A 24,289-nucleotide genomic window follows, 5' to 3' on the forward strand; every position below is an offset into this window, starting at 1 on the left:
ACATGAGCGTCTCGCCGGAGGAATCCTCGCCCTTTAGGGCGGGGAGGATGTCAAATCGCAGACTTTGAAAAACTGCTAAAAGCATTCGACAATTCACACACTGAGGACTAAGAAACCAAATTGCCAATCAAAGGATCACCCGCCAGCGTCCTAACCAAACTGTTCACTGTCACGGTTTGCTGATTACTGGTCAGCGTATTGTTATCCGTCCTCACAAAAATCTCACCATCCCCAGTGGTACTCTTCACTGTATTAAAGCCTGAGTTATCCCAGTAGTATTTGAAGCTTAAATACTGTTGATACAGAGGCTTTGCACAATCCCAGCTTTCCAAATTCCAATCCACTCGCTTACCAATCTCTACCGCACCACCTGTAGTCCCATTATTTACAACGTAATTTCCATCAAGCTCATTGTATTCAGCATCGAAGATACGAGGCACATAAGTAGGATCAGAGCTAACGTGCTCACCGCAATTAGAGTAAAGATGAATACCGCCACCTGCATTCCCGGTAATCGTGTTTCCAGTAATAACATTGCTGTAGCTGCCATCTACTGCAATCGCTTCACGTCGTCCACGTCCTGTTCTGGGCGTGCCATCAGCATTTAAAAATCCACCATTACTGAAGGTGCTGTTACTGATCGTATTGTGGTGCGACCCCATGTCTAAATAGACAGCAGGTCCTCTCGCTCCATCAATGATGCACTGATTAATTAATACATAGCTGGCACCTACCCAAACATAGACGCCCGTTCCCTTCGGTTGCTGAATATTAAGATTTTCAAAATTAATATGATGAGGTGCAGTTGCTTGTATGCTTGGCCATAAGCCTTCTGGATCATTTTTAAGATCAGCAAACTCTTGGGTTGTGAAGTCTCTGTGCACAAATATGGCTGTACCATAGCCTTTAAGGGTGCCATTTTTTACAGTGACATAGTTAGTCTGACTAGCGGCACTAGAGCTTATGAAGATAGCTGAATTAAAACCATCGGACGATAGCGTACTGCCATTCAAATCAAGAACGATATTGCTTACGCCATCTATGATAAAGCGGGTATCTGTGAGATTGCAGTTCGGCGGAAGAGTCAGGCTTTTTGTTAAGTAGATCACCTGACCCTGATATTGGTCACAGCCCGCTGTTAGTTTCCCGAATCACACTGGAACTCAATGGTTAAATCATACGCATCTAAAAAGTTAGTAGCACTTTCTTCTGCGGTTTTTATAGTAATCGTGTCGCCCTTTTTTAGGTCAATGAGATGACGGCGATAATCATTTAACTCCTCACCAATAGTCGTTCCTGCATAATCATCCTGAATAAGCTGACTAAACTGGACATTATTAATCATCAACTTGACTAAGCATCGATTTCCGGTAGGCCACAACCCCTGAATGGTGGATTTTGAGGCTGTTCGATATTGAACCCAGTACGAACCATCTTTAGGTACAACCAAGTGGCCTGAGCCATCAAAGGCAAATCCGCCTTTTAAGTTTACCTTGCCATTGGCATTACCTTGAGCCTGTGCTGGTGGCTTATCTCCATTAACTCCCTTATTGGCAGCATCACCCACCCGAACCCAAGCTGCTGGCCAGAAGTTAGGGTGTGTAATATCTAAATCCGTATCTGCACCATCTGAGCTATTCACTCGAATAGTGCCAGCTTCATAATTAGGTGTATTGGTTAAGTCAGTGATTGAAGAGGCCGTGCCAGCAGGCAGTGTTACTTGATGTGTCGCACCGCTTTTCATGGTAATCGTTAGAATACTTTCGCCAGCAGCATTCGTGGTTTTCACATAGCTTACGACGTAATCATCTTTGTCTACTTCCGGGCCACGGATCTCCGTGCCATCACTGAGCTTAATGATGGTTTCAGGGCCACTATCATCAATACTGACAATGCGGACGGGTGTCGGTGGAGTGGGGAAGTTAACCCGCAGCTTTCCGCCTTCTACGCGAAAGTCAGGGTTAGTAACTTCAGCACAGGACACGCCACAGAAGATACTGTTTTTATCACCAGGATAATAAATATTCCCCTCTAAATCCTTGGCCACTGGTCGGTTTAAATACCCGCACGCATCATAACCACCGTCCCATGTTTTAGGATCGGCAATAGAGCCTTCATAGGGTTTGGTGTGATTATCCGGTTTTAAAGAGGTATATAATCGGTACTCTTTAAGTACAGGATCATAATCCCAAGCACAAGCACGATAACCATAAGCAGGAACGCATTTTGAGCCATCCAGATTACATGCACCCCAGATAGGTGGGCAGAGGCAAAGCACATCACCTGCACAGGGTTGAATTGCGCCATTGAGCACATCTTCTAAACCGTAGGGTCCTTTAAAGAACTTGGAATCAGGGTAGTTCAGTTTGCCATCAAAGTCTTGGCAAACCACATACATACCACCGTTATAGCAGCGCCACTGACCCGAGGTTAAAGCCTCACCTACGGTAAATAATTTAATGGGCAGAATACAGCCACTGCCTTTTACTTTAACTGTTTGCCCACAAGAGCCAGTCGCATTCGTCATGGCAAAATCCTTCGTTATAAACTTAGATCACCATAACAAAATGAATTTTTTAGACCATTTCAGAGGATTTTATGGAAGGCAAACCACCTCAGTTTAGGCGTATTGATATGAAGCGACTCACGGAAAAAGTACCTGCTTCACGGATTGCATGGGCTTTACAGATAACAGAACCTGAAGTCAGGCAATGGGAAGTTCTCATTCCACTACTTGAATCCCAATACATTCGTGAGTCCAGTCTATGCAGTCATCAAGCGAATCGCAGGAAAATTAGAAAAACAACTGCTATTGCTTTATTCAATGATGGTATTGATGGATTGGCAGCATGGCTAGGCTCGGCTAGTAGCAGGTGCCTGTACTCTAACGATGAGTTCTTAACTGAATATCAGTCCCTGCTCATTGAGTATGCGACTAAAGGGGCTATCAAAGGTCTATCCATAAAAGCCCTTGCAGGCAATCAAATCTGAGTATCCACTAAACTGTGGCCTTACCTATGTCTTTTGCTATTTGCAAAACTCACTATTGCGCCCAAAACTAAGGGCGCATTTTTTAAGGTTAAGCATGCCAAATTATGAAAATACAGGTGATGCACCCACACCTAAACAGTTGGCTACTAAGCTACGCAAGCATATCAAACCCAATACCAAGCAATTGGCTTTAAGCCAAGCCACTGATAAGTCCATCGTTCCAGCAGTATTGGCGCATCGCGTCTTAGATGTCGTAGCCATTGAAAGCATTGAGGCAGCTATCGGCGACTCCATTCCCATTGAGTATATTTGCAAGTCACTCAAGATCACGGTTGGCCAATTCTGGTCATGGGTCAATGCGGATGATGAGCGTAATCGACGTATCGAAAAAGCTCAGGTTTCTATCCTACAAGACTTAAGAATGAAACTTTATAACGATGTTATGACTATCGGGAAGGTAGTCATTGAAGAAGAGCAAGAAGCCTTAAAGCTCAAACTTAAGGCGGCTGAAGCCATTAGCGGGATCAGTGCACGACAAGATACCCGCAAGAAAGAGAATGATGGGGTTATGGTTAATATTGACTTTGGTTCTCTGTTTGCTCAGTGACCTAAGATGTTTGCCATCTTCGCAGCTGCACCATTCTTCACGCCCATTTTTCGAGTGTAATAGCGATAACGTTCTAAAGCACTTTGACCTTGCCAGCCGATATAGCTGGCTGCATCCACATCCGATATTTTTTCGCTGGCTCTCGCATCATTAGCGAAACCAATCCTCATAGCATGAGTTGTCGTATCTTCAGGGATATTATGCTTTAGCGCAAAGCGTTCAAAGTGATAGCACCAGCCTTGGTAAGTAAAACCAAAATCGTTAGCACCTTCCTTATTGTACTTTTCAGACTGCTTGCAGATCAGCCAAGGACCGCGCAACCCAAAGGTTTGATGAAAGCGAATCACATGGCCAGTAGTTGTTTTAGAAAGGTATTTAATCGTACCTGCTCTATTCTGGTCTTGCTTAGACTTAGCCAACTTAATCACTGCTGAGCCATCATCCTGAATTTCCATATCATCCAGTCTCAGTGATAAAGCCTCTTCAATCCGGCAAGCAGTATCATAGGCAACCATAATACCCACCAGCCCGACCATATCACTGTAATCAAAATAATCGACCTCGCCCATGAATCGTTTTATATCATCCCAGACAATAGGATCGCTTTGCTTGGCGTGCTTGAGCGCACCCGTTCTGGTGCCTCCGCGAATATTCATCATCACGATTTTTGGCAGCGAGTAATCAATACCTGCTGCTTGGTTCAAAAATACAATAGAGCCACGCAAGTTAGTTTCTACAGTCGATTTACTCCAAGATCCTTTCATCAGGAACTTGACGTATTTTTCAGCGGTTTCAGTAGTAGTAGGAACCGCTATCAGATGATTAGCTTTACACCAAGACAGGTATTTTTTAGCGAATGAGTTATAAGCCTTCAGCGTGTTAGGGCTAAGGCTTTGTAATCGAATTGCTTCGTCCAAATAGCGGCTAATAGACGCTTGGTTTTCAGAGCTAATCAGCCTTTCAGCGCAAGGTATAATAGTTTGTTCAAACATTGCCGCCTCCTTTTATCTTGACTTATTGTATCCTCAATAACTATAATTAGTCAATTACTTTATGAGGCAGCAAAAAATGGAAGAGAAAAAAAAGCCCGGCAGGCCGCCTAAGGAAAAGCCAAGTGTCAAACCTGAGCCTAAAAAAATGGGCCGACCCAAACTAGAAGTAACTCGCAACGCTGAGTTACCGCTAGTTAGGTTGTACGAACAAGAGCTTGATAGTTACAAGTTGGCTGCTAAAAATGCAGGCCTTCCTCTATCCGAGTGGGTTAGGGTGCAACTAGCTGCCTCTGTTGCATCTCAGCAGCACGCTGATTCAGGTATCGATAACGCTCAGCTAAAGAACGCTTAGCTTGCAAGCGGCTGCGAGGATCCTCGATCTTTTCAGCGGCACGCAAGCTGCCAGACATGATTTCTTTTGAGACAGTAAAGGCGGGGGCTTCTCCCTTAATCAGTTTAGCCACCACTTCCTTGCTAAAGGGGTGATTATCGCTTGTCGTATCATAGAGGATATCCACGATCTCCTTGTCTGGAATGTTCTTTTTACGATAATACTGAGTTAAATCAATCATTTTACTGAATGCGCGCGAACGATCAGCAATCACTTGCTCTAGCCGACTATCCAAAAACTCATTGGAAAGTGGAGTAGTTACATCCACTGCGTTTTTAAACTCCGCCGAATAGGATGCTGTTTTATCTCTTGTTTGGCGCGCTGCTTGCTGACCAAGCACAGTCATATTTTGATTGGTCATCCTAAAACCGACTAAGGCAGCGACTGCATCACCTAAGTTAAACTCCTTACCACTACGAGATACTTTGCCACCAATTGCCGCTGCACGCTCATTTATCCAGCTCCCAAAAAAACCAGCGCTTTCAGCATCAGCTACGCTACCTGATAACGCACGATTGAAGTCATTGATGTTTTGGATAATGCCAGGACCAAACTGCTTGGAGAGATAGCCCAATGCTTCCCCCATGTGTTGGGAGTTATCCACAGGATTCGCTAGTAGGTCAGTGATTGACTTACCTTCACCATAAATCACTCGACCATTATCGTCACGATTGGTAAATAGGTTAAAGATACCCTTAGTTGCTATATCGAATGAATAGAATGGCTTGCCAAGCTCTGCGCTGGTATTGAATAGTCCAGACCAAATTCCTTCATCAGATCCTTTCTGAATACCAATACGTAATGATTTCATGATGTACTCAGAGGGAATCAATGGGGTCATGTCTAAGTAAATGGGATTCTTCGCATCACCCCCTAAAAATAAGCGTAATTGCCCCTTGCGCCAGTCACTAGAAAAGTGATCAAGCGCTTCATTGTCATCATCATCAATACCTGCTAGTGATCGTGATAGCATGACGGCGATTACTGGGGTTGCATAGGCAATAGTAAGCCCTATTACTCGCTTATTAGCCATAGACGACCATTTGCTATTGCCTGTTTGCTTCGCCATCCGATAATCATGGCGAATTAAATCCAAGCTATTTTTGAGGGTGCGCATCACTTCCCACGGAAATGAAACGAACGTCCCTATCAATGGGAAGCGGCGTAATTGCTGCAATGCTTTGGGTACCATTGAATAAGTTGGCATGGTATCCCGTGTTCGGCGTGCAGCTTCTTGTTCTGCTTGCCCTGGCGAAAGCCCTGCCTCCAACAAATCCGAGTAACCTTTTTCAAAATGAATGATCTTAAAAAAGTCATCACCAAACTGATAAAATGCCAATGCTCCATTAAAGGCCTTTCGCGCTAATCCTTGCTCTTTAACTGCTGTATCTGCTTGATGAAAATCCCTAAAAATACCTGCTAACTCACCACTATGAGCACCATCTCGACGAATACCTAAGCGAATATACTTCTGATTTAACTGAGCAGCTTCTTTATCATTGAGAATGAGATCACCTGATACAAATCCCATTCGGTTCTTGGCATTGCGGATCACGCTATAAGCATCCGCCATCCCACCAAAAGGCGAATGACCTGCTGCCGATAACAACATAAATCCAGACCAAAAGTTGCGCATTGCGGTAGTGGGAGAAAGCACGGTTTTCCCAAGTTTCACAGCAGAGGATAGTTGCACCGTCCAGCGCATCAGTGGATTTTGTATATCTTCTAGTGCTCCAAATTCCTTCAGATCCCGCATGAAATCAACATCGACATATAAATCATGCAATGCAGAATAAGCGGCGCTCTCTGGAAAAGTAGCCACCTTCATCCCTTCAGGCGCTTTTCCAATAAAGGCTGTATCGGGTATAGAAAGTAGTAACTGCCGTAACGTCATCTGGTAGCGTTGCTTCGCTACATAATCAGCGATTTGTGTAATGGTATTCGCGTAGTTATATACAGGGTCTTTAAATTCACCCAATAACTCCCGCAAGATAGGTGGAATATCCTTACGCTGCTTGAGTATTCCTTCATTGGTTCCTTGTCCACTCGAAAACTCCAGCATACTGCTGCTATCAGCCGCACGTTCTAGCCACTGATTGAGCACACCTTCTGCTTGTGCATCAGTCAACTCACGACCTGTAGACGCTAATCGGTCATCCTTTATAAATTTAATAGCTTCTTGAAATACAGGTTGTCGCCTAACTTTCTTAGCCCATCGTGGATCAGTAAATGCCTGATAGGATCGATGTAGGTAAGCCCCCTGATTGGCCTCAATCGTATTAATTTGACGTTGAAGTTTGGCAATTTGAGCTAGTGAAGTGGGTATGAGGATGTCCTCTTTGCCAGCCAATAAGTCCGCTGCAATTCCATTGAGCGTCGCCTTACCTTCATCATTGAGTTCGTTGATACGCATTTGCATTTCACGATACTTTTCATTAATAAGCTCTTGCGATGCTTGATCAATGCGTTCTCGAAAATACTGCACATCCGCTTGATAACTAGCATTAGCAAATGTTTCTTGCCCAGTTAGCACCCGATGAAACTGCTCCTGCTCAGCTAGTGATAATTCACTTCTTGGCTTCCCATAAATATTCTGTGTTAGCGCTTCCAGTAGGACCACATCACTAATCACTGCATCATGAGTAGCAGCACGTGACCAATCAATACCCCGCCGAGCATCTGCAACATCTCGTCCAAGAGTGGAATCTGAGTAAAAGTAGCGCTTCCTCCATTCATTGATAGCTGATCGCCAATCCCCCTCTTTTTTAAACAAGCGATCCTGAACTGATGCTTTCTTATCCAGCAAACTTTGTCTATTGGAATAGATGAATTGCCTAACTCTGTTAGATGAATTGAGTTTAGGTCTCGCGTTAAATTCGTCACGAATGCGGAGCCGCTCATTGATCTCGGCACTCTCTTGTTCAGGCCGAATCCCGAAACGAGGGTTAGCCATCGGGTTGTTCACTGAATCTTTAGCAGCATTCCGTGCATTGCGAGCAATCAAAATAATATCGCTATCCGATACGTTATGAAGCACGCGGGTGTTGAGTACGCGAATCGCCTTGCGTAAATGTGCAAGGATCCGTTGAAAGGCTCGCTTCACTCGTACAGTGAGTGTATTTTGATTGGCTTCAATATGTGCCAGCAGCTCATCTATTTGCGCGGTAGGTGATTGCTTGAAGTAATCCTCTGCCATCTCAATTTGATGTTGCTCAGTAAAACGGCGGATACCTGCTTCACCACCTATCGCCTCATACAGTGCATTTAAGCGGCTCTCATACTCATCACCGAATAGGTTTGACACCCCACGATGGGTTAGCTCCTCAACAGCTAAAGCTTCTGCTTCGGCAATCGAACCGATATTGCGGGTATCGATATAGATTTTTCCATTCGCAAATGCCCCCTTTACTCGGTTAGCAGCTTCCCCAGCACCTGCTTTAATCTCATCAGGAATACGAGTTTCAAAAGGAATATCACCCAGTATACGACGAATAGCCGCCTCAGCTTTATCAGCACTTATAGGTTTCCTGCCGCTGTCATCCTTAAGCTTAAAGGATGGACTACCATTGAGATAGGCATCACTAATGACTTTCAGTGCACCTGAGCTACGCAACTCATCCATCTGTGCAGTAATAAAGCTACGTGAGTCGGGATAGGTATCAGACGGTACAAAGTTATCAAAGAAGAACTGGCGTAGCAGTCGGGTGGCAATGGTTTGATTTTTTGGTGAGCTACCGAAGACACTCAACAAAGCATCTTCGGCTAAAGTAGATAGTTGTTTATCAGTGGCGAATTGTTGAATCGTTTGATCGAAAGAAGGATTCAGGCCATAAAGAATGCCTGTCAGCGGCCCTAGCTGTTGATTTGGCTGCCGTATAAGGTTTCCCAGTATTGCATTCCAAGTCGCTTGTCCTTGTCCTGATAAAATGGAAGCACTAACAACCGCTCTCTTAAGCGTAGTGCGCCCTGCTTGCGCCGCTCTTGCTCCTCTGGACTGATTGGCGAGAGTTTCGAAGTCAGTGTCCAGATATTCTCTTGTTTTTCCATTGGCATCATCCGCTTCAAACTGTTGAGACTCAAAATTATAGCGAATTTGCCCCAATTCAGGAATTTGATTTAATAGATTACCTAAGCTCACACGTAGCATCTGATCTATATTAAATTCTGTATTTCCTACCTTCCATTGTAAAGGCGTAGCGTTATGATTATCAGGCTTTAATTGAAGTTCATGTGGCTGTAGATGGTCAGTTGTCCCCCATCGCAGAGCACTCGAAAGCATGTTTTCAGTACGACGAATTTGCGCAATAGCGGATAGCCCATTGGGATCACCAATGAATACCTTGCCTGTGTTATGCGCGTAATCACCCACCATCTGATAAACCGTGCGACCACCACTCCCTGTTTTGAACTGGGAAATATCCAGATAAATCGTTTTATCTCGGCCTTTGCCTTCAGTCACCGTGGCTTCCTGAAAGCTCTTCCCGTTAGGAAAACGAATAACCCACTGCCGTTGATTTTTATTTTCAGGGCCTAGTTCAACCTTGATGGCTGGATCGTAATCAGTGGCAATGGTAGATAGTGTTTTTTTGCCAGAGATCGGCAACTGAAAAGCATCATCCTGTGCAGCAATTAGCCTCCATGCTGTAGTCAGTGGCGTATCGTTGCCTGTAAAATTGAGTGGGCGTGGCGAGATGTTATAGAGTGTCTGTCCCTCTACAACCCCGCTTCCTGTAGAGCCTCTTCCACTAGCTTCATTAACGTTGGATTCTGGTCTATTTTCTGTACCAAGTTGAGCAGTGGATTCACTAACTCTGGGTTCTCTTTGTCCACCGGTGGATCCGCCTGTGGTGACATTGTTTCTATCTGCTTCTGCACGATTTAATACCTCTAGCTGACTCGGTGCTACATTAGCACCCAATAAACCCATTTGTTTAGGACTGCCATAGGTTTTTAATTTATTGGCATAATTGACTAAAAACTCAGACAACTGATTAGGTCTGCGTGTGGCTTCATCCAATCGCTTAATCAGTATTTTTACTTCCGGTTTTACTTGAGAAAATACATCCTGCTGATTAAGCCAGCTTTCAATCGTATTATTCTGATCTCGTTTAATCTGCGAAAAAAGTGCGAAAGAATCCACAATAGCTGGTGTTATATCTGCATCATGTGAAATGCCTTGCCTAATATTATCTTTTAGCTCAGCTAAAACAGGTGCTGCCTTCACAAGTGCCTTGGTGACATTGACATGCTCTGGTGTACCAGATTCAGTCATTTGACGTAAAGCAGGGGAATCACCATAAGCCATATAAAGTAGTGCATTTTTTACACGCTTTACACCATCAGCCCCCACTTTATTATCATCAGTTAATATACTGTTGCGCTCATTAGCTGGAACCGCTTTGGCAAGTCGTTTAAATAACCCTGATGCAGACTGAAAACTGATTTCGCCCGTATCATCTGGAGTAAAGTCATGTAAGGATTGGATATACTCCGCGTCGATAATCGCTTGTTCAGAGGGCGACATCGACATACCACTTCCCACATTAGACAGTACAGAAACTTTTTTAGTATCGACATTATCAGTGAGTCGTCTGACCAAAATAGGACTTTGCATCTGCTCAATCGGCGCAACATCAATCCCTTTTGACGATAAATCACTAATTAAACTACGCTTATAGTTATCTGCACTACCTGATTCATAAGCCTTTTTAAGTCCCGCAATACGCCCATTTCCTGCAATAATCGTACTATCCTGCTGAAGTACGGGTGCACCATCTGTAAATGTTGAATGCAACATATTCAGGCGGCCATAGTTAGGATCAGAAGCAATACTCTCGATTTGGCGTTGGGACTCTACTCTATTTCTATCGCGGTATTGATTATCTGCCTTATCAATAGCTGGGTCTAACGTAGCAGCATCGACTACCTCATATTGGGCATTATATTTATTATTCTGCGCATCATAAATTTCGGCAGTGGGTAACTGCTTAATCATTGGCTCTGTAGCAGCAATAGGTAAGGTAGTTTGTATTTCAACATTTGTAGGCAATGAGCTTTGCGTATCACTATTGGCTAAATTGATAGGCTGTGCTGATGGCTGGTCAGTTGGCGTTATACGTTGAAACCCTACTGATGTTCTTACCGGCAACTGGGTTGAGCTAGACTGGCTATTCACAGCCCTTGACCATGCCTCGTTAGGTGTTGCACCTTGGCTCACTGCATCAGCATAAGCTTGACGAACAGCGCTTAAACTACTGCCAAAAGCATCTGCACTAATAGAGGCTTTATTATTACCAACTTTTCCATGAAAACTTAATCCTGTATCTGGATCAGCAACAGCAGCCCACTCCATCGCCCCCGCTTTTTGAGCTGCTTTTAAATTGTCCGTTTTACCTGTAATGTAATCCCGAATATCAGGACGCTTATCCTTTAGTAAATATTCACTGAAGATGTATTCTTGAAGAGCAGGCGTGACTTTTGCATCAGCAGGTATACCCAATTTCTGAACGGCTTCAGCAAACGTATCAGGAATGGCCTGATACTTCCCCACTGTAAAAATGCGATTAGGATTACCTTTTGGCAGTGCTTGGCGCTGCATGACCTCAGCCACCGTCATCTGCGAGAAATCAATCTTCTCACCGACAGAATCGCCTGCAACACCGCGATTAAATGACTGATAATCACCTTCACCCGAAGCAATCAAATCACCAATGGATTTGGTATTTGCAGCTTGATTCGTAGCCTGTTGATTAGCAGGTGTTTGCTCAGGTGTTGCCGCTTGCTGCGCAAACTGACTGAGCGGATTAACCCCAGCTTGAACAGGCTCTGGAGTTATCGTGGTCGTGTTTAATGGGGTATCACGGTTAGTCGCTGGCTGTGCTTTATTACCCTGTGTAAATCGAGCAATCCCCGCCTCGCCTACACCAAAAAAACCTTCCAGCACACCTTCAGCCGCAATCTCTCGACCGCTGGTAATTTCCCCCGATTGTGCAAGCTGCCCACCCGCTTCACCACCAGCCCCAAGAGCCATTTGCAGCCCTGTTTGTTGTGCTGCTCGCCCCAATAGAGTTCTGGCTGGCATAGTGGCACCAGCCAAGCCCATTGAGACCGCATCAGCAGCACCTACTACGGTGGCATAACGACTAGCTTCGCCTTGGATCTCACCACGTAATTGCATATCACGAACAATGTCAATCAGTGGCTTACCTGTTTTCTGTGACTCTTCAAGGATTTTTGAGGCTCGGTTAACATCATAACTTGCAGCACCACCTGCCACCATTGCACCGGGGATACCAGCGACCAAAGCACCACCTGCCGCCGTACCCAGTTGCGTGGCCATTGGCGCCAAGCTCTGCTCAATTAAGGGAAGGGTAGTATCGATTGGATTGGCAATAAGATTACCAGCCGCATCCCAAAAACCCTCAGTTTTACTAAACGCCTCGATGCCTTTTGAAACTGGTAAAGCATTGGCCTTATCTAACTGAGCTTGTGCTTGCTGAACATTGTTGATTGAAGACTGCTCATTCGTTTGAGCAACAGCGCCGTATGGATCATTAGGAAGTGGGCCTGATATTTTATTGTTTATATCAATAGGCTGCCCACCACCCATTACCATCGCAGTGTTATCATTGGCAATTCGATTGGATAGCCAATCTTGTCCAGACCTAATACGTGTTGCAGCTTCAGCCTGCGCCATATCATCAAACGCTGATGATAAATAACCAGCAGCAGATTGCTGATAATAACCGCGCTGGATATTATCAAGATGACCCGCATCACCTTGAGCGGCTTTGGCCTGATCTTGAGCTTTGGCCTGTGCTTGCTGAGGGTTAATGACACCACTCCATGCATCATTAAACTGTGCTGAGTCCTTGCCATTAAAAAACATATTCTGAATAGCAATCGCCTTAGCATCGGCTAGTGCTGGAGGCATACCTACTGATTTGGTTGCATACTCTTTGTAGTGACGAACATAGGCTTTACCAAGCTCATCAAAATTAATATCACCACCACCGACAGAGGCAGAATCAACAAACTCTTTAGGTGTGGGGAATCGTCTATTATTGGCTTTATCCTCTTCTGTAAGGACTGATGTATCAAAAATAGAGAACTCAGTAGCTAAGCCAGTTGCGTCCACGCTCATAAGGTTTCGTCCATTATTTTATAAATACTATCAAGCATCGCCGTATCATCAGGCTTGTTAAATTCATTGGGCTGGTGGGATAAGACAAGAAAACCTTGTGCGTCAAGAAAAGGGTTTTTCCGCTGAACTCCATCCATTAGCGCTTGATTGATTCTTTTGCCAATTTGCTCTCGCCTGGAATCGCTAACTTGATAGGATCGATTAGTTTGCGCATCAAATAAAGCAGCCGCATATAGCGACATAACAGGCTCATCGATGCTGCGAATACCTACTTTTGCAGCATCGTCTTTAGAAATCCCAGTGATGTTTTTATCGTTTTTATTAGATTCAATTTTGGCAATTAGGCCTTCTGGATCTGGATGCCCTGCATCGCTCAGCGATTCAATAGCCCAAAGGATAGACTGGCTGTCAAACTGCATTATCGACCACCTTGGCTAATCAAGCCCACCACACCCAATACTGCACTTTCTTCGGCGCTTAATGGTTGTCCTGCAGCCTGCTTGGTAATAGCGGACTCTAATACGGTGTTTGCATTGCTTGGAAGTTGGCTTGGTCTGCTTGCTGCGGGTTGTCGCTGGTTGGGCAATGAGGGTACATAGTAGCCCGCCCCATTTTGAGACTGCATTCCTAGTCCACTTTGCGGCGGGACAGTTTGTTGCGGCGGCGGTGCAGGCACCGGATTTTGATTAACTACTGTTGGTGGAACATAATAACTACCAGCTCGCCCCCCCGTTTGATTAGCTCTAGCATTAGCAGCAGCCGTTCTTGCATTGTTATAAAGCCGATCCTCTTCTCTTATCGTGTCAAAAGCTTCTGCCTTTTTCTTGGCAACCTCAGCTTCATACTGTGCTTTCGTAATGCGCTGATTACGGAAATCTATTTCTAACTGATTAATTTGTGCATAAGCTTCAGCTTTTTTTCTATTCAAATCCTGAAGTGCCTGTTGAGAACCCGCCAAGGCATTCCGATAGTCAATCTCAGCATTTTTATCTCTAACATATAAGTCTTCACGAGTTCTAAGATTGTCATTAATAAATTGTTGCTGTGCCGTATCAGCCTGAACTCCAGCTAGTTGAGCATCACGGTAAGCATTCTGTGATTGAATCGTTTGCGGGTAGAACTCATTTTGTAGATTCTGCCCAGTTGTTTGTGCATTACGATAATTATTCTGTGACTGAATCGTTTCTGGATAAAATTGATTTTGCAGGTACTGGCCATAGGTATTCTCTCTAGTCGCATCAATACCAGCTAAGGTATTAGAGAGATTAGCTTGTGCTTGTGGTGCCACATAAGGCATTAATTGCTCAGCTTTATCACCGTCCAAAATAGTATTGCGTGTTACTGCTCGACGCTGATCAAGTGCAGAGTTCATATCACGCAACTTTCCAAACTGCTCAAACTGCTGTTGCCGATTGGCTTGGGTCGCTAAGTTGCTAGCAGAAATGCCTGCCATAAAGGACAGGAAGTTAGGTGCCATTGTATTTACAGCACCATTCTTAGCCAGAAAATCAAATTCTGCCTCAGTAGTTCCGCCGAAGGGCAAATCAAAATTACTACGTTTAGCAATTGCATATTGCTGGTCGCGCAGCAAGGAATCCAGTGCATCAAAAGCCATTAGAAAAGTCCTCCAATCGAGGGAGAATAGGTAGGCATTTGCCCATTAAAACGTTGCCACAACGTCCCAGCGCCACGTGCTGCTGTATAAGCCGCAGCACCAAATGCCTGAGCATTAGCCATAGCCGACTCGGTATAGGTGTCAGCCACAATCTTGAGTGAGGAGCTGATATTGGGAGTAACGCCCGTAATAGCTGAAAGCAAGGCAGTTACTTTGGCGGCCTTATATTTATCATCAAGAAGTCGTTGGCGAATCACTGCATCGGCCGTTTTTGCGACACCCTGTTTAATGAGCTGCCTAGAGGTTTCATGGCGAATCTGACAGCGCGCGCCTACTGCATCAGACGGCATAACTGAATAGGCCCTAAGCAGGGTTGCTTGTGCCTCTGCCGCTACTGTAGCGCAAGCTGCCTCACGATAATGTTGTTCAGGTGCAGTATCTGGGAAGTCCTTTGCATACTGCATTACTTTCTTATCGTTCTCACGCAATGCAGCCGCTTTATCGCAATACTCTTTACCCATCGCAGCATACTTATCTGCGAGGTCCATCATATTATCGACATCTTCCTTAAACTTATCGTAGAAGTAGATGGCTGCAATTAGCGATAGCACCGTACTAATGGTTTCAATGCCCACCGTAATGCCACCAACACTAATCCCACTTGCGGATGAACATGCCATAGTAATTACCCAAATGCATTGGCCAGCATACCAAGGCCTTGGCCAAACATATTAAGACCAGCATTCAGGCCTGATGAGGCCATTGCTACCAGTGAATTAATGATATTGAGAGCGACTGATAGCATTTGTCGGCCAATCGCAGCCGCATCTTTTCCAAAGCGAGAAGCAGTTGCCATGCCCTGCATTTTTAATTCTTTCCGGGCCAACGCTCGTCGTTCTTGATTACGAACTAAATTAGTTGCTGCCCCCGCCTGTGCTAACACAAAATCAGCCGCTAGATCGTTATCACAAGGATCATTACAAGCATCACAGGCATCATCGAGACGTTTCTCATACGATGCTTCCCCCGCCAGGATATAATTCATTTCAATCCCCTCTAAGGGGTCATCATAGTTCACATCAATTTCTGGCAAGTTATAGATGTAGTTAAAGACATCCATGGCATACGGGTAGATATAGTCGCGCCAAAACTCAAACTCCTTCATCGCACACTCATAGATTAAGTTATTAATCTCTTTGCGTTTTTTGACTACATCTCCATACAGATCCGCATACTTAATAATCTGCAATAGCCCTAGTGCAGCAATAAGTCCAGCCGACACCCATGATTGCTTACGGCGTTCGTTTTCACACTCGTAGTATTCAATAAACTCAGGGTTATCAATCGTTACCGGGAGTCCCATTTTTTAAATAATCCTTTAAGCTAGTGACCATCAAATCACGATATTCCACTTCAAATGCTTTCCAGCTTGCTAAACCATCGCGCTGCACTAGAGAAATCACTAAGCCAATAAAGGTGTATTGACCAATCACATTTAAGGCAAATACCAAGTCAGCATTTTCCTTAGTCATGTGCATAATGACGTGATTGGTAACGACATCACGCTGGACCAAGGGCAGGATGCTTTGACCGAACTGGTGCCAGAACTGATTACCTTGAAAACCAGCAATCGGTGTTTCAAAGGCAATTTCAACCAGATCAATCGGAATAGGTTTTTCTTTGCGTAGCTGATTGCCAATGCTATTGGTTAGCGTATTGAGATAGACATACCAACGCTGCACAACCTCAAGCGCCTCCTCATGCAGCACCTCATTAACCGTGAGGTAGCGACGGATAATAGAGTCCAGCGGATCAGTTTTAGTTTGAGCTGTGCTAGTAGGTGTATTTGGTGGCATGCCATGCAATCTCATTTAAAATTGCATAGTAGCGCGATGGGTTAGTTTAAAAGTGCGAACAGGTTTTTATGGAAAAACTTTTTAACTCATTAGTTCCAATAGTCTTTGAATTGTTTTGACTTGCCGCTTTGTGTTTTTGACTCACTAGCTCCGTTATAGGTTTTAGGACAAACCTCTATGGAGTGCCTATTGTCCCCGCAATAAGTGCATCTTAATTGTAGTCTTGATGATGAACTGCCCCATGTTTTTGGGCACAAGTTAATCGTATGAAATTGTGATCCGCAGTAGGTGCATAGCATGCTATCTACTCCTCAATGACTGATAGCTAGTTCCTAATGTAATGCTGTCAACCGTCCCGCACCCTTCTATCTCGATCATTGAATCTTCGGTACGACGACAATCCGTTAATCTAAACGGCTCACAATCCGTCCTAAGCTCTTCATCAATCAAGATAGGTGTGCGGCAATCGGTATCGTAGTAACGAAATGCTACGCTTGAGCCTGGACGAAGATGAACCTCCGCAGCCGTATAGGTCGCGCTCGAATTAACATCTTCAATTGACGGTCGATAAAAGAACGGACAGCATGGCTGCTCAAAAGATTCAGGGTCTTTGTGATTGCCAGCCTCCATTTCCTCCCAATCCCAACGATAAACCACGCCACCTTTTGACCAGTAGACGGCATCATCCGCATACATGCTGGATGCGCCAATAATGTGACCACCAAGATTAAGGCCAATAAGATCAGAGTTTTCATTGTTAGCATAAACACCATCTCCAAATTCAAACAAAAAAGCATCTACTTCGGTGGACATGATATAAGCATCATCATGGATCACACCCGCCAACGTTTCAGGCTTTAAACGTCGCCACTGATCTCGATTGAACCAAGGCGATGTAATGGCTTGGGCCTCACCACCATGTAGTAAAATCAGCCCCGTATCGGAGGCATAAACCACCCCTTGATAGCCGGATGAAACACTCTGGATAGATACAAGAGGTAGGTATTTATTGATTAAATTGCGCTGGAGTTGTACGCCAGAATCTTGAAGTTGCACGCGGTAGTTAATAGGAAACTTATCAGTGAGTACATAGACATCATCTTTATGGACTTCTAAGCGCAAAGGCTTACCCCAAACTGACCGAATTTTTCTACGTCGATGTTTGCCCCAGCTCATTGGATCACCGGGATAGGTATACCAAAGCTCATCACCTGATAACCCTACCATCACCCCTGATTCAGTCATGCGTAGCGAATGCAAGTTATCTGGTGGGCAACCTGACTCATGTAGCATAGGATCAGCAGGCTCACACTGATCGAACTTTAGTTTATTCGTAAACTCAGTAGCAGTAGTTTCACCGACAAACAACCAAGCATCATTAACGGGCGTTTCTAGTTCGCCAAACTTTAAACCTGACTCTGCACGATAAATCCTGAACCATGCAGTACAGTCACCTTCATAACTTAACCCAGAAAGCTTTACTTCACTGTCACTGCAAACAGACATGAGTTTTGTGGGTGGCGACAAGGCACTCTCAAAAATACGATTACCTACCTTCTTGAGTCGCGTGTAGGTATAAGCCACATAGCGGGCCTTATCGGTATCACAAACCGTGAAGTCGGCCTTGGGTGCCGCTTTTGGGCAAGGGATGCACCACAAGCATGACTTACCTTGGCAAAGATCACTGAATGTTGCTATCTGCGGTTTCCCATCCCCTGTAAAGTAAACAAGATCGCAATCAATGACGATATCGACTTTAGTGGGCCAAGTTAGGCATGGGCAGTTAGGGATAGGCGTAATAGCCTGAATAGGCTGACCAATTTCACAATGAATCGTTGGGCAAGGAAAGTTACGGATCGTCCCATCCCACAGCTTAGCGTCGGTCACTGCATCGGCATAGGTCGCTTCTTTTAATCGTGAGTGCAGTCGAGGTGCCAGCCCCTTAAAGTTTCTTAGGTCTAATCTTGGCATGCACAGACCTCGCAGGTCGGCACATCAATGCACTGATCAACCGCTAAAAACTTAATGCCTAGCTGGTCATCGACTGAAAGAATCTGATAAGTTCGATAGGTAACACAGCCACAAGCACTACAGGGATTGCAGGTTTTTACTTGGCAATTATTCACACCCAGATTATTACAGCCTTCTATGCGAGCTGTATCAAAGCATAAATTTTGCCCAACAAAAAACCTAGCATCACAGGTTTTTTCACAACCGATTGTTAAGTAACCTTTGTAATAGCCACGGCTAATCTCAAGCCGACTTAAGTCTACCGTGACTAAAGGAAATTCATCGGTAATCTCGAAGTCATCAATAACACAATTATTATTGCAGCCCATACGCTCCAGTGTGAACTTGATTTCACCGTCGGGCCTCACTGCATCACGATGAATATCTATTTTATTCTTAATCGTGAACTGTAATGCAGTGGTTTGCGGTGGCAAGTAAATCATGGCTTAACTCCAAAAAACATCAGCCATTCGCTTTGAAATGGGCTGGCGCTGCGTCACCCCTTGATTGCTGGCAAATGCTCGCCCCTTAGCTGCCCAATAAGCAGAGTCTTGCTCATACTTTCCGAAATAGGCCTTATCACCCCAATTCATATCTTTCATGCCATAAAGCAGCTTCAAGGTATAAGCGATAATGGCTCTACGCCATTTCAACCCCTGAAACGCTTCAGGTACTGAGCAGTTTTCAAATTTCTGGGTATAGCTATAAGTGGCGCAAAAACCATTTTGTACGCTGGATGCTGGTGTAAATGGCAGCTTTAACTCATGAGAACCTTCATCATGGCGAAAACCAATGACTGAATATTGCGTATCAGAACTTCCGCAACCGTGGCATCCAGCTTCTTTTACCAAGCAACCCGCATTCCCACATAAGCTAGCCGCTTCGCCAGAAATCATCAGCTGATGAATATGAATCAACTCACGATCATCAGGAATAATAAAAGGTATCTCACTTACACCACATTCAAGATCAAAACAAAACTTATCGCGTAGTAGAGTGGAGTCTTGCGCAAAATACTGAGCGGCCTGCTTCACATAATGAATAATCACATCATCGGGTGCGCGTCGATAATCTTGGTTTGGACTAGAAACAAACGGGATAATATCCGCAAGGAATGAACTCCACTGCGTCTTATCGGGAATCTTTGGTTGTGCTTTGCAAGGATTAGTCGCCATTGATCCTCCGCTTAGTGAGCAAGAAGTCATCTTCCAGCAAGGAGTAATCCACCATGAACTTAGTAGTCATAGTGGTGAGATAAGCCTGCCAATGAGCCTCAGCCAGCTTAGGCATAGCGCCATCTTTATGATCAATGCTGTAAAGCCTAAATAACGCATTATCAATAATCGCCTGAAAGAGCTCACCGCAAACGGCGCAAGGCAACTCAGGTCCATCTAGTACATTATTAGGCACACAGGCAACGATAGCCTTAATCCCAGAGCGTGGCGGTGGATACTGGAAACGAATACAGCAAGGACTGTTTTCAATTTGATCCCACCAGCCCGGATTGTAGCCATCTAGTGGCCCCTCACCATGAAAGCAGTCAGGGGTATCACAATCAGGAAAGTAACAGCCCAGAAATTCTAAGCTGAAATTATCCTGCTCATCATCTTTATCCTCGATGATATTGCAGCTTTGGCCATCCACAGAAATCACACCCACAATGCGACAGCAGTCTTCGCAAAAACACTGTACACATGCGCATTCTTTAAGGGTTACTTCTTTGTTAATGGCAAATAAATCGGGGCGCAAGGCAAAGATAGAGGAAAGGGCTTCACGTAAAACTTTGCGAATTACATCCTCTTTCCAGACTTTCCAATCACCTTTGCCTTGGGAGAACTCATCATTCACCCGGCAACCCGCAATATGCGCTACTAAATCATCGTAAGTGCACATGGCTATAAAGGTACTTCACCTGAAGACTGGGAGGTGTCAATGGGCTTTTTCATGCGCTGCACTGGCTTTTTAGCTTTTTTTGCTGCTATTGATTTGGTTTTTTGCTCAACCTTGGTTGGGCTATGAACCTCTTTAACAAGCACCTCGTTGGCGTCAGGAGCAATGCCTTGTTGGGCGCCATAAATGGATACCAACTCATCCCACTTGCCTTTGTCTGTAATGCGCTCCCAATCGAGCTTGCCGTGCTCAGTATCGTTTACAAATGTTTCTAGTCTGCCGCGATTATCAGGATGAGAGGAGTTAGATAGTATATCCAGCATTTGAACTTGACCAATCCAAAGCGTGTTAGTTTTTGTATTTCTATATCCATAAACGTGTTGCATGATTATTTACCTATGTTTTTATTGAGAAAGCGCCCTCATTTAAGAGCGCTTGTTAATTAAATCAGCAGCTTTTTGTGAGGCACTGCTGGTCGCACTTCCAGCAAGGAATAGTGTTGCAGCAATCACCCACATTACCGCAGCCTTCAATCACCCGGCGCATACAGGTATCTTCGGTCAAAGCATGTACATCAATACCCATACATGGCACAGGATTACAGTCATTACCCCAGTATTGATTACCTTCATCATCGGTATACGGCAGCTTGGTAAATTCAAGAATCACCAAAAGAACAGAGCCACCTTCCACACCAACAGGCTTAGCTAACCAATCTTGTTTGGCCCACGCTTTTTCATAAGCCTTTAGGCCTTCCACTTTTTGAATTTCAGTTTCAGCGCCTGTAGCACAATCAAGCTTTTTGATGCGAATATTGAACTCAACGCAGTTCTTTTCAGCACAAGCAATTGACCAAGCAATGCCTTTGAAGCCAACACCAGGGCCTACCCAGCGAACGACCTCAAACGCCTCATCTTCAGGCGTAGCACCTGCATCAATCAAACGCTGCTCTAAAGCACCATCTTCTAGGCCGGTATTAAAATGGATTTTCACAGCGGAGTTCTGGCGAATATCAATCGTATTGATACCCCAGTGTTTTTCCATTTCATCACAAGGCGGCATCTTTGCTAAAAGTGCATCTTGTGCTGTCCAATGTAGATTAAGAACGGAGCCATCTTTGTAGCTGGACGGCTCTTGATCGAATAAATAACGTGCCATGATTAGCCCCCAGTTACCAATGGTTCAACACGAACCCACATCACCCCCACCTTGCGGGGATCAATGAGCTTCAAGCCAAGGTGCCAATAAATGTCGATGTACTTATTGGAGTCACCGCGACCACCCTCTTTATAATCAATGACGACATCATAGCCAGACCACAGTGCATCATCGTAACCAAACAGAATCGGATAGATCATTGAACCGCCATCATTAATGACAGGCAGACAACGCGATTTAATGTATTCAACTTGATCGACTTGGCGAGAATCACCCATCACAGGTGAACTACAGGTATGGCATTGACCGTTATAGTAGTAGGCTGACAGACGATCATTGAGTGCAATGTTCTCCATGTAGCCTTCAGCGACAATGGCATACATCTGGCGGCCAGTTTTTGAGTAATTTAAACCCATCTCAGACATGACACGCTGCATGCCATAGTGCTGACCCCAAACCGTATCAGGATTAGTAACTAATGGATTAGCTTGCGTACCTAGATTGATATTGCCACTTTGATAGCCTGCATTAATGTTTCTATTTTTGGCGTGTGCCTCACCAATAATGATGGAGAATGCGCGACTGTCGAAAGACAGCATGGTATCGGACTGATAGCTATCAATCACTTCCTGTACAAATGTGGGATCATTGGCTTGAATCTTCTCCCAATTACACTCTTCCCATGCCAAGGAAACACCCATTTTGTCGCCAACCATAAACAATTGTTCACGCGGCATCCGCACAGTAACGGGCTTTAGAATCCCACCATACTCAACTTCTTGGGCACGGTCGCGCGTTTCAAATTCGTGACGAATATTAAAAGCTGTACCGCACTTGCCAAACCCTTTAAACACAGAAATGCGCGGTAACACACTCTGCTTTCTGACCCCCATAATCTTTTCATTACGGATATACTGAATTGGGTTGAGGCTAGAGCCTACTGGAATCGGGGAAACCCCCGGTGCATATCGAGCGGTCATTGTTTTACCCCGTATTTTTTCTGATAAGCCTTCTCAGTCATGCGGCCTTGCATAACCGCCATGAGATCGTTATCAATCTCTGACTGAGAGGATGTGGTAGTTGGTTGATTGGGAGAGGAAGCTCTCGCTTTTGAAGCAGTCACTTCTTGATTAGCGGGTATGCTGTTAGCATTGGCTTTTGAGGCTTCTGCGTATTGCTTTAATCCTTCAAGATCATTGCCTTGCTCAAACATCTTGCGAGCTTGTCCCCAAGTCAATGAACCAAACCCCGATGGAGTTTTGTCAAATGCCTCATTAGGTACAGCACCCGGAACAATGGCTTGCATAAACTGATTGGCTTGCACATCATTTTGCTGGGCAATTCGTTTTACCTGTTCGGTCAGGCCTGTTAATTGCTGGCCAAACTTAGTCTGTAGCTCTGCCATGCTGTTTTTTAGCATGGCCTTGACTGCTGCTTCAGGATCAGAATCAAAGTCGTAAGTTACCGCTTGATCTTGTGATAAATGAGGTGCATGGTTAGCCAGCAGATTAGGCAATGACTCCTCAAACTGCTTACGTTGTGCAGCCAGTAAATCTTCGCCCCACTTCTTTAACTCTTCAGGTGTCACTAGTCTTCTCCAATGGAATCAATTCAATGGAGAGATTGAGAATCGCAGCATAATTGGCCATCGCACTGCGTAACTGCGCATCACTAAATTTTTCGTGACTCATCGCAACACCATTCAAGGTGCGCTGCGCTGCTAGGCGTTTGTGTTTGACGAACTTAGCAAAATCATCATCATCCGCTAGACGCTCTTTTAAGGCAGTTACTTCCTTGTTAGTCATGCTCATGAGCAGCAACCTTGCAAGAACTGAATACCCAGCTCTTGACGAGTAATCGTTGCCGTTCTTGAACCACCATCAAAACTAACCAGCATATACTTACCTGGCTCGCTAAGACGCACAGATGGTGACTGCTGATTCAGTACAATAGGATTACCATCCACAGAGTAAGGCAGCGTGTTTATGACAATTCCGCACACACCCGTTATACGCATAACATGGTAAGCGTCTTGCCAATCACAGAAATCGCCATTTAGGAGCACAGGCTTGTCACGAACAGAAAACGATACAGTACCCTGTGGATTCACAGGGGATGTCACTGTAATTTCGTTTCCAGCTCTATGGAGTTCCGTCATCTTCAATCTCTCTATAACGAATTTCATGTTACAGAATCGATTGCGGTACGTGATTTTGTGGGATTTTATGGAAAGATTCTGGGCAGCCCATAAGAAAAAACCCGCCGAAGCGGGTCTATGAATACTTAAAATTAACTAGGCAATCGGTACTTAAATACAAACACCGCTCGCCCCGCCGTTGCCGATGTACTCAAGCGCAGCGTACTTGCGTCATCCCACTCTAAACCTTGATGACTACTTGCCGATACTCCGCTAACGATGACAGCATTACTGGCTAGGTCAGCGGGACTAAACTTAATCCGCGCATCACCTGTGCCATTATCACTGATCGCCTGAAACACAATGAAAGTACCCGCAGGCAGCGGAATGCCAGACTTATCGAGGACAGGTACATCAGACGTGCCTGTCACGATTTGCCGCGCATAGCTCCACAAGGGAGCTATCGGCTGTTGGTTAGAGACGGTAGTTGCGATCATGT

The 24,289-nt window shown here is 44.8% G+C and carries 22 protein-coding genes; 2 read left to right on the forward strand and 20 right to left on the reverse strand.

Going from position 1 to position 24,289, the window contains the following annotated elements; genetic code table 11:
• Positions 1-107: 107 nt before the first annotated feature.
• Together Q0230_RS19140 and Q0230_RS19145 are read right to left on the reverse strand one after the other, a co-directional pair.
• The gene (locus Q0230_RS19140; protein ID WP_298613341.1) at positions 108-1,109 is read right to left on the reverse strand and encodes a right-handed parallel beta-helix repeat-containing protein; all 1,002 of its coding nucleotides are present in this window, start codon (positions 1,107-1,109) and stop codon (positions 108-110) included.
• A 29-nt stretch (positions 1,110-1,138) separates the two neighbouring features.
• Positions 1,139-2,527, reverse strand: coding sequence for a hypothetical protein (locus tag Q0230_RS19145; RefSeq protein ID WP_298613344.1), 1,389 nt, complete (start codon positions 2,525-2,527; stop codon positions 1,139-1,141).
• Positions 2,528-2,634: 107 nt separating this feature from the next.
• On the opposite strand from Q0230_RS19145, the gene Q0230_RS19150 reads away from it, so the two are divergent.
• Positions 2,635-2,991: a hypothetical protein gene (locus Q0230_RS19150; RefSeq protein WP_298613347.1), complete on the forward strand. Its 357-nt coding sequence runs from the start codon at positions 2,635-2,637 to the stop codon at positions 2,989-2,991.
• 94 nt (positions 2,992-3,085) lie between these two features.
• The gene (locus Q0230_RS19155; RefSeq protein ID WP_298613349.1) at positions 3,086-3,598 is read left to right on the forward strand and encodes a hypothetical protein; all 513 of its coding nucleotides are present in this window, start codon (positions 3,086-3,088) and stop codon (positions 3,596-3,598) included.
• On the opposite strand, the gene Q0230_RS19160 is transcribed toward Q0230_RS19155, so the two are convergent.
• The 18 genes from Q0230_RS19160 to Q0230_RS19245 form a co-directional block, all read right to left on the reverse strand.
• Positions 3,592-4,590, reverse strand: a complete 999-nt coding sequence (locus Q0230_RS19160; RefSeq protein ID WP_298613353.1) for a phage integrase N-terminal SAM-like domain-containing protein — start codon at positions 4,588-4,590, stop codon at positions 3,592-3,594. The genes Q0230_RS19155 and Q0230_RS19160 overlap by 7 nt on opposite strands.
• A 269-nt stretch (positions 4,591-4,859) precedes the next feature.
• The gene (locus Q0230_RS19165; RefSeq protein WP_298613356.1) at positions 4,860-13,124 is read right to left on the reverse strand and encodes a hypothetical protein; all 8,265 of its coding nucleotides are present in this window, start codon (positions 13,122-13,124) and stop codon (positions 4,860-4,862) included.
• Positions 13,121-13,543, reverse strand: a complete 423-nt coding sequence (locus Q0230_RS19170) for a hypothetical protein (protein ID WP_298613359.1) — start codon at positions 13,541-13,543, stop codon at positions 13,121-13,123. Before Q0230_RS19170 ends, Q0230_RS19165 begins: the two co-directional genes overlap by 4 nt.
• Positions 13,543-14,739, reverse strand: coding sequence for a hypothetical protein (locus tag Q0230_RS19175; RefSeq protein WP_298613362.1), 1,197 nt, complete (start codon positions 14,737-14,739; stop codon positions 13,543-13,545). Before Q0230_RS19175 ends, Q0230_RS19170 begins: the two co-directional genes overlap by 1 nt.
• Complete coding sequence (locus Q0230_RS19180) at positions 14,739-15,419, reverse strand: hypothetical protein (protein WP_298613365.1); 681 nt, start codon at positions 15,417-15,419, stop codon at positions 14,739-14,741. The genes Q0230_RS19175 and Q0230_RS19180 overlap by 1 nt, the downstream gene beginning before the upstream one ends.
• Before the next feature lie 5 nt (positions 15,420-15,424).
• Positions 15,425-16,102 (reverse strand): hypothetical protein, encoded by a 678-nt coding sequence (locus Q0230_RS19185; protein ID WP_298613368.1) that lies wholly within the window; start codon positions 16,100-16,102, stop codon positions 15,425-15,427.
• A complete protein-coding gene (locus tag Q0230_RS19190; protein ID WP_298613373.1) occupies positions 16,080-16,595 on the reverse strand; it encodes a hypothetical protein in 516 nt (171 codons plus the stop codon). The genes Q0230_RS19185 and Q0230_RS19190 overlap by 23 nt, the downstream gene beginning before the upstream one ends.
• A 300-nt stretch (positions 16,596-16,895) precedes the next feature.
• Positions 16,896-18,566: a hypothetical protein gene (locus Q0230_RS19195; protein WP_298613376.1), complete on the reverse strand. Its 1,671-nt coding sequence runs from the start codon at positions 18,564-18,566 to the stop codon at positions 16,896-16,898.
• On the reverse strand, positions 18,554-19,048 hold the full coding sequence (locus Q0230_RS19200; protein ID WP_298613379.1) for a hypothetical protein: 495 nt from the start codon (positions 19,046-19,048) through the stop codon (positions 18,554-18,556). Before Q0230_RS19200 ends, Q0230_RS19195 begins: the two co-directional genes overlap by 13 nt.
• Before the next feature lie 3 nt (positions 19,049-19,051).
• Positions 19,052-19,780 carry a hypothetical protein gene (locus Q0230_RS19205; RefSeq protein ID WP_298613382.1) on the reverse strand — a complete coding sequence of 243 codons (729 nt, stop codon included), beginning with the start codon at positions 19,778-19,780 and terminating at the stop codon, positions 19,052-19,054.
• The gene (locus Q0230_RS19210) at positions 19,770-20,498 is read right to left on the reverse strand and encodes a hypothetical protein (RefSeq protein ID WP_298613385.1); all 729 of its coding nucleotides are present in this window, start codon (positions 20,496-20,498) and stop codon (positions 19,770-19,772) included. Before Q0230_RS19210 ends, Q0230_RS19205 begins: the two co-directional genes overlap by 11 nt.
• Positions 20,499-20,500: 2 nt before the next feature.
• Complete coding sequence (locus tag Q0230_RS19215; protein ID WP_298613389.1) at positions 20,501-20,881, reverse strand: hypothetical protein; 381 nt, start codon at positions 20,879-20,881, stop codon at positions 20,501-20,503.
• Between the two features lie 61 nt (positions 20,882-20,942).
• Positions 20,943-21,653, reverse strand: a complete 711-nt coding sequence (locus tag Q0230_RS19220) for a hypothetical protein (protein ID WP_298613392.1) — start codon at positions 21,651-21,653, stop codon at positions 20,943-20,945.
• A gap of 2 nt (positions 21,654-21,655) precedes the next feature.
• A complete protein-coding gene (locus Q0230_RS19225) occupies positions 21,656-22,633 on the reverse strand; it encodes a hypothetical protein (RefSeq protein ID WP_298613395.1) in 978 nt (325 codons plus the stop codon).
• Positions 22,630-23,241 carry a hypothetical protein gene (locus Q0230_RS19230; RefSeq protein WP_298613398.1) on the reverse strand — a complete coding sequence of 204 codons (612 nt, stop codon included), beginning with the start codon at positions 23,239-23,241 and terminating at the stop codon, positions 22,630-22,632. The genes Q0230_RS19225 and Q0230_RS19230 overlap by 4 nt, the downstream gene beginning before the upstream one ends.
• Positions 23,231-23,464, reverse strand: a complete 234-nt coding sequence (locus Q0230_RS19235; protein ID WP_298613401.1) for a hypothetical protein — start codon at positions 23,462-23,464, stop codon at positions 23,231-23,233. Before Q0230_RS19235 ends, Q0230_RS19230 begins: the two co-directional genes overlap by 11 nt.
• Positions 23,461-23,811: a hypothetical protein gene (locus tag Q0230_RS19240; RefSeq protein ID WP_298613404.1), complete on the reverse strand. Its 351-nt coding sequence runs from the start codon at positions 23,809-23,811 to the stop codon at positions 23,461-23,463. Before Q0230_RS19240 ends, Q0230_RS19235 begins: the two co-directional genes overlap by 4 nt.
• Before the next feature lie 131 nt (positions 23,812-23,942).
• Positions 23,943-24,287, reverse strand: a complete 345-nt coding sequence (locus tag Q0230_RS19245) for a hypothetical protein (protein ID WP_298613408.1) — start codon at positions 24,285-24,287, stop codon at positions 23,943-23,945.
• Positions 24,288-24,289 lie beyond the last annotated feature (2 nt).

The sequence above is a fragment of the uncultured Thiothrix sp. genome, assembly GCF_937876535.1.
In the GTDB taxonomy this organism is placed as follows: Bacteria; Pseudomonadota; Gammaproteobacteria; order Thiotrichales; family Thiotrichaceae; genus Thiolinea.

Excerpts from the sequence above, each read along its gene's own strand:
- Q0230_RS19145 (WP_298613344.1), bottom strand. The coding sequence starts at position 2,527 with ATGACGAATGCGACTGGCTCTTGTGGGCAAACAGTTAAAGTAAAAGGC.
- Q0230_RS19150 (WP_298613347.1), top strand. The coding sequence starts at position 2,635 with ATGAAGCGACTCACGGAAAAAGTACCTGCTTCACGGATTGCATGGGCT.
- Q0230_RS19155 (WP_298613349.1), top strand. The coding sequence starts at position 3,086 with ATGCCAAATTATGAAAATACAGGTGATGCACCCACACCTAAACAGTTG.
- Q0230_RS19160 (WP_298613353.1), bottom strand. The coding sequence starts at position 4,590 with ATGTTTGAACAAACTATTATACCTTGCGCTGAAAGGCTGATTAGCTCT.
- Q0230_RS19165 (WP_298613356.1), bottom strand. The coding sequence starts at position 13,124 with ATGAGCGTGGACGCAACTGGCTTAGCTACTGAGTTCTCTATTTTTGAT.
- Q0230_RS19170 (WP_298613359.1), bottom strand. The coding sequence starts at position 13,543 with ATGCAGTTTGACAGCCAGTCTATCCTTTGGGCTATTGAATCGCTGAGC.
- Q0230_RS19175 (WP_298613362.1), bottom strand. The coding sequence starts at position 14,739 with ATGGCTTTTGATGCACTGGATTCCTTGCTGCGCGACCAGCAATATGCA.
- Q0230_RS19180 (WP_298613365.1), bottom strand. The coding sequence starts at position 15,419 with ATGGCATGTTCATCCGCAAGTGGGATTAGTGTTGGTGGCATTACGGTG.
- Q0230_RS19185 (WP_298613368.1), bottom strand. The coding sequence starts at position 16,102 with ATGGGACTCCCGGTAACGATTGATAACCCTGAGTTTATTGAATACTAC.
- Q0230_RS19190 (WP_298613373.1), bottom strand. The coding sequence starts at position 16,595 with ATGCCACCAAATACACCTACTAGCACAGCTCAAACTAAAACTGATCCG.
- Q0230_RS19195 (WP_298613376.1), bottom strand. The coding sequence starts at position 18,566 with ATGCCAAGATTAGACCTAAGAAACTTTAAGGGGCTGGCACCTCGACTG.
- Q0230_RS19200 (WP_298613379.1), bottom strand. The coding sequence starts at position 19,048 with ATGATTTACTTGCCACCGCAAACCACTGCATTACAGTTCACGATTAAG.
- Q0230_RS19205 (WP_298613382.1), bottom strand. The coding sequence starts at position 19,780 with ATGGCGACTAATCCTTGCAAAGCACAACCAAAGATTCCCGATAAGACG.
- Q0230_RS19210 (WP_298613385.1), bottom strand. The coding sequence starts at position 20,498 with ATGTGCACTTACGATGATTTAGTAGCGCATATTGCGGGTTGCCGGGTG.
- Q0230_RS19215 (WP_298613389.1), bottom strand. The coding sequence starts at position 20,881 with ATGCAACACGTTTATGGATATAGAAATACAAAAACTAACACGCTTTGG.
- Q0230_RS19220 (WP_298613392.1), bottom strand. The coding sequence starts at position 21,653 with ATGGCACGTTATTTATTCGATCAAGAGCCGTCCAGCTACAAAGATGGC.
- Q0230_RS19225 (WP_298613395.1), bottom strand. The coding sequence starts at position 22,633 with ATGACCGCTCGATATGCACCGGGGGTTTCCCCGATTCCAGTAGGCTCT.
- Q0230_RS19235 (WP_298613401.1), bottom strand. The coding sequence starts at position 23,464 with ATGAGCATGACTAACAAGGAAGTAACTGCCTTAAAAGAGCGTCTAGCG.
- Q0230_RS19240 (WP_298613404.1), bottom strand. The coding sequence starts at position 23,811 with ATGACGGAACTCCATAGAGCTGGAAACGAAATTACAGTGACATCCCCT.
- Q0230_RS19245 (WP_298613408.1), bottom strand. The coding sequence starts at position 24,287 with ATGATCGCAACTACCGTCTCTAACCAACAGCCGATAGCTCCCTTGTGG.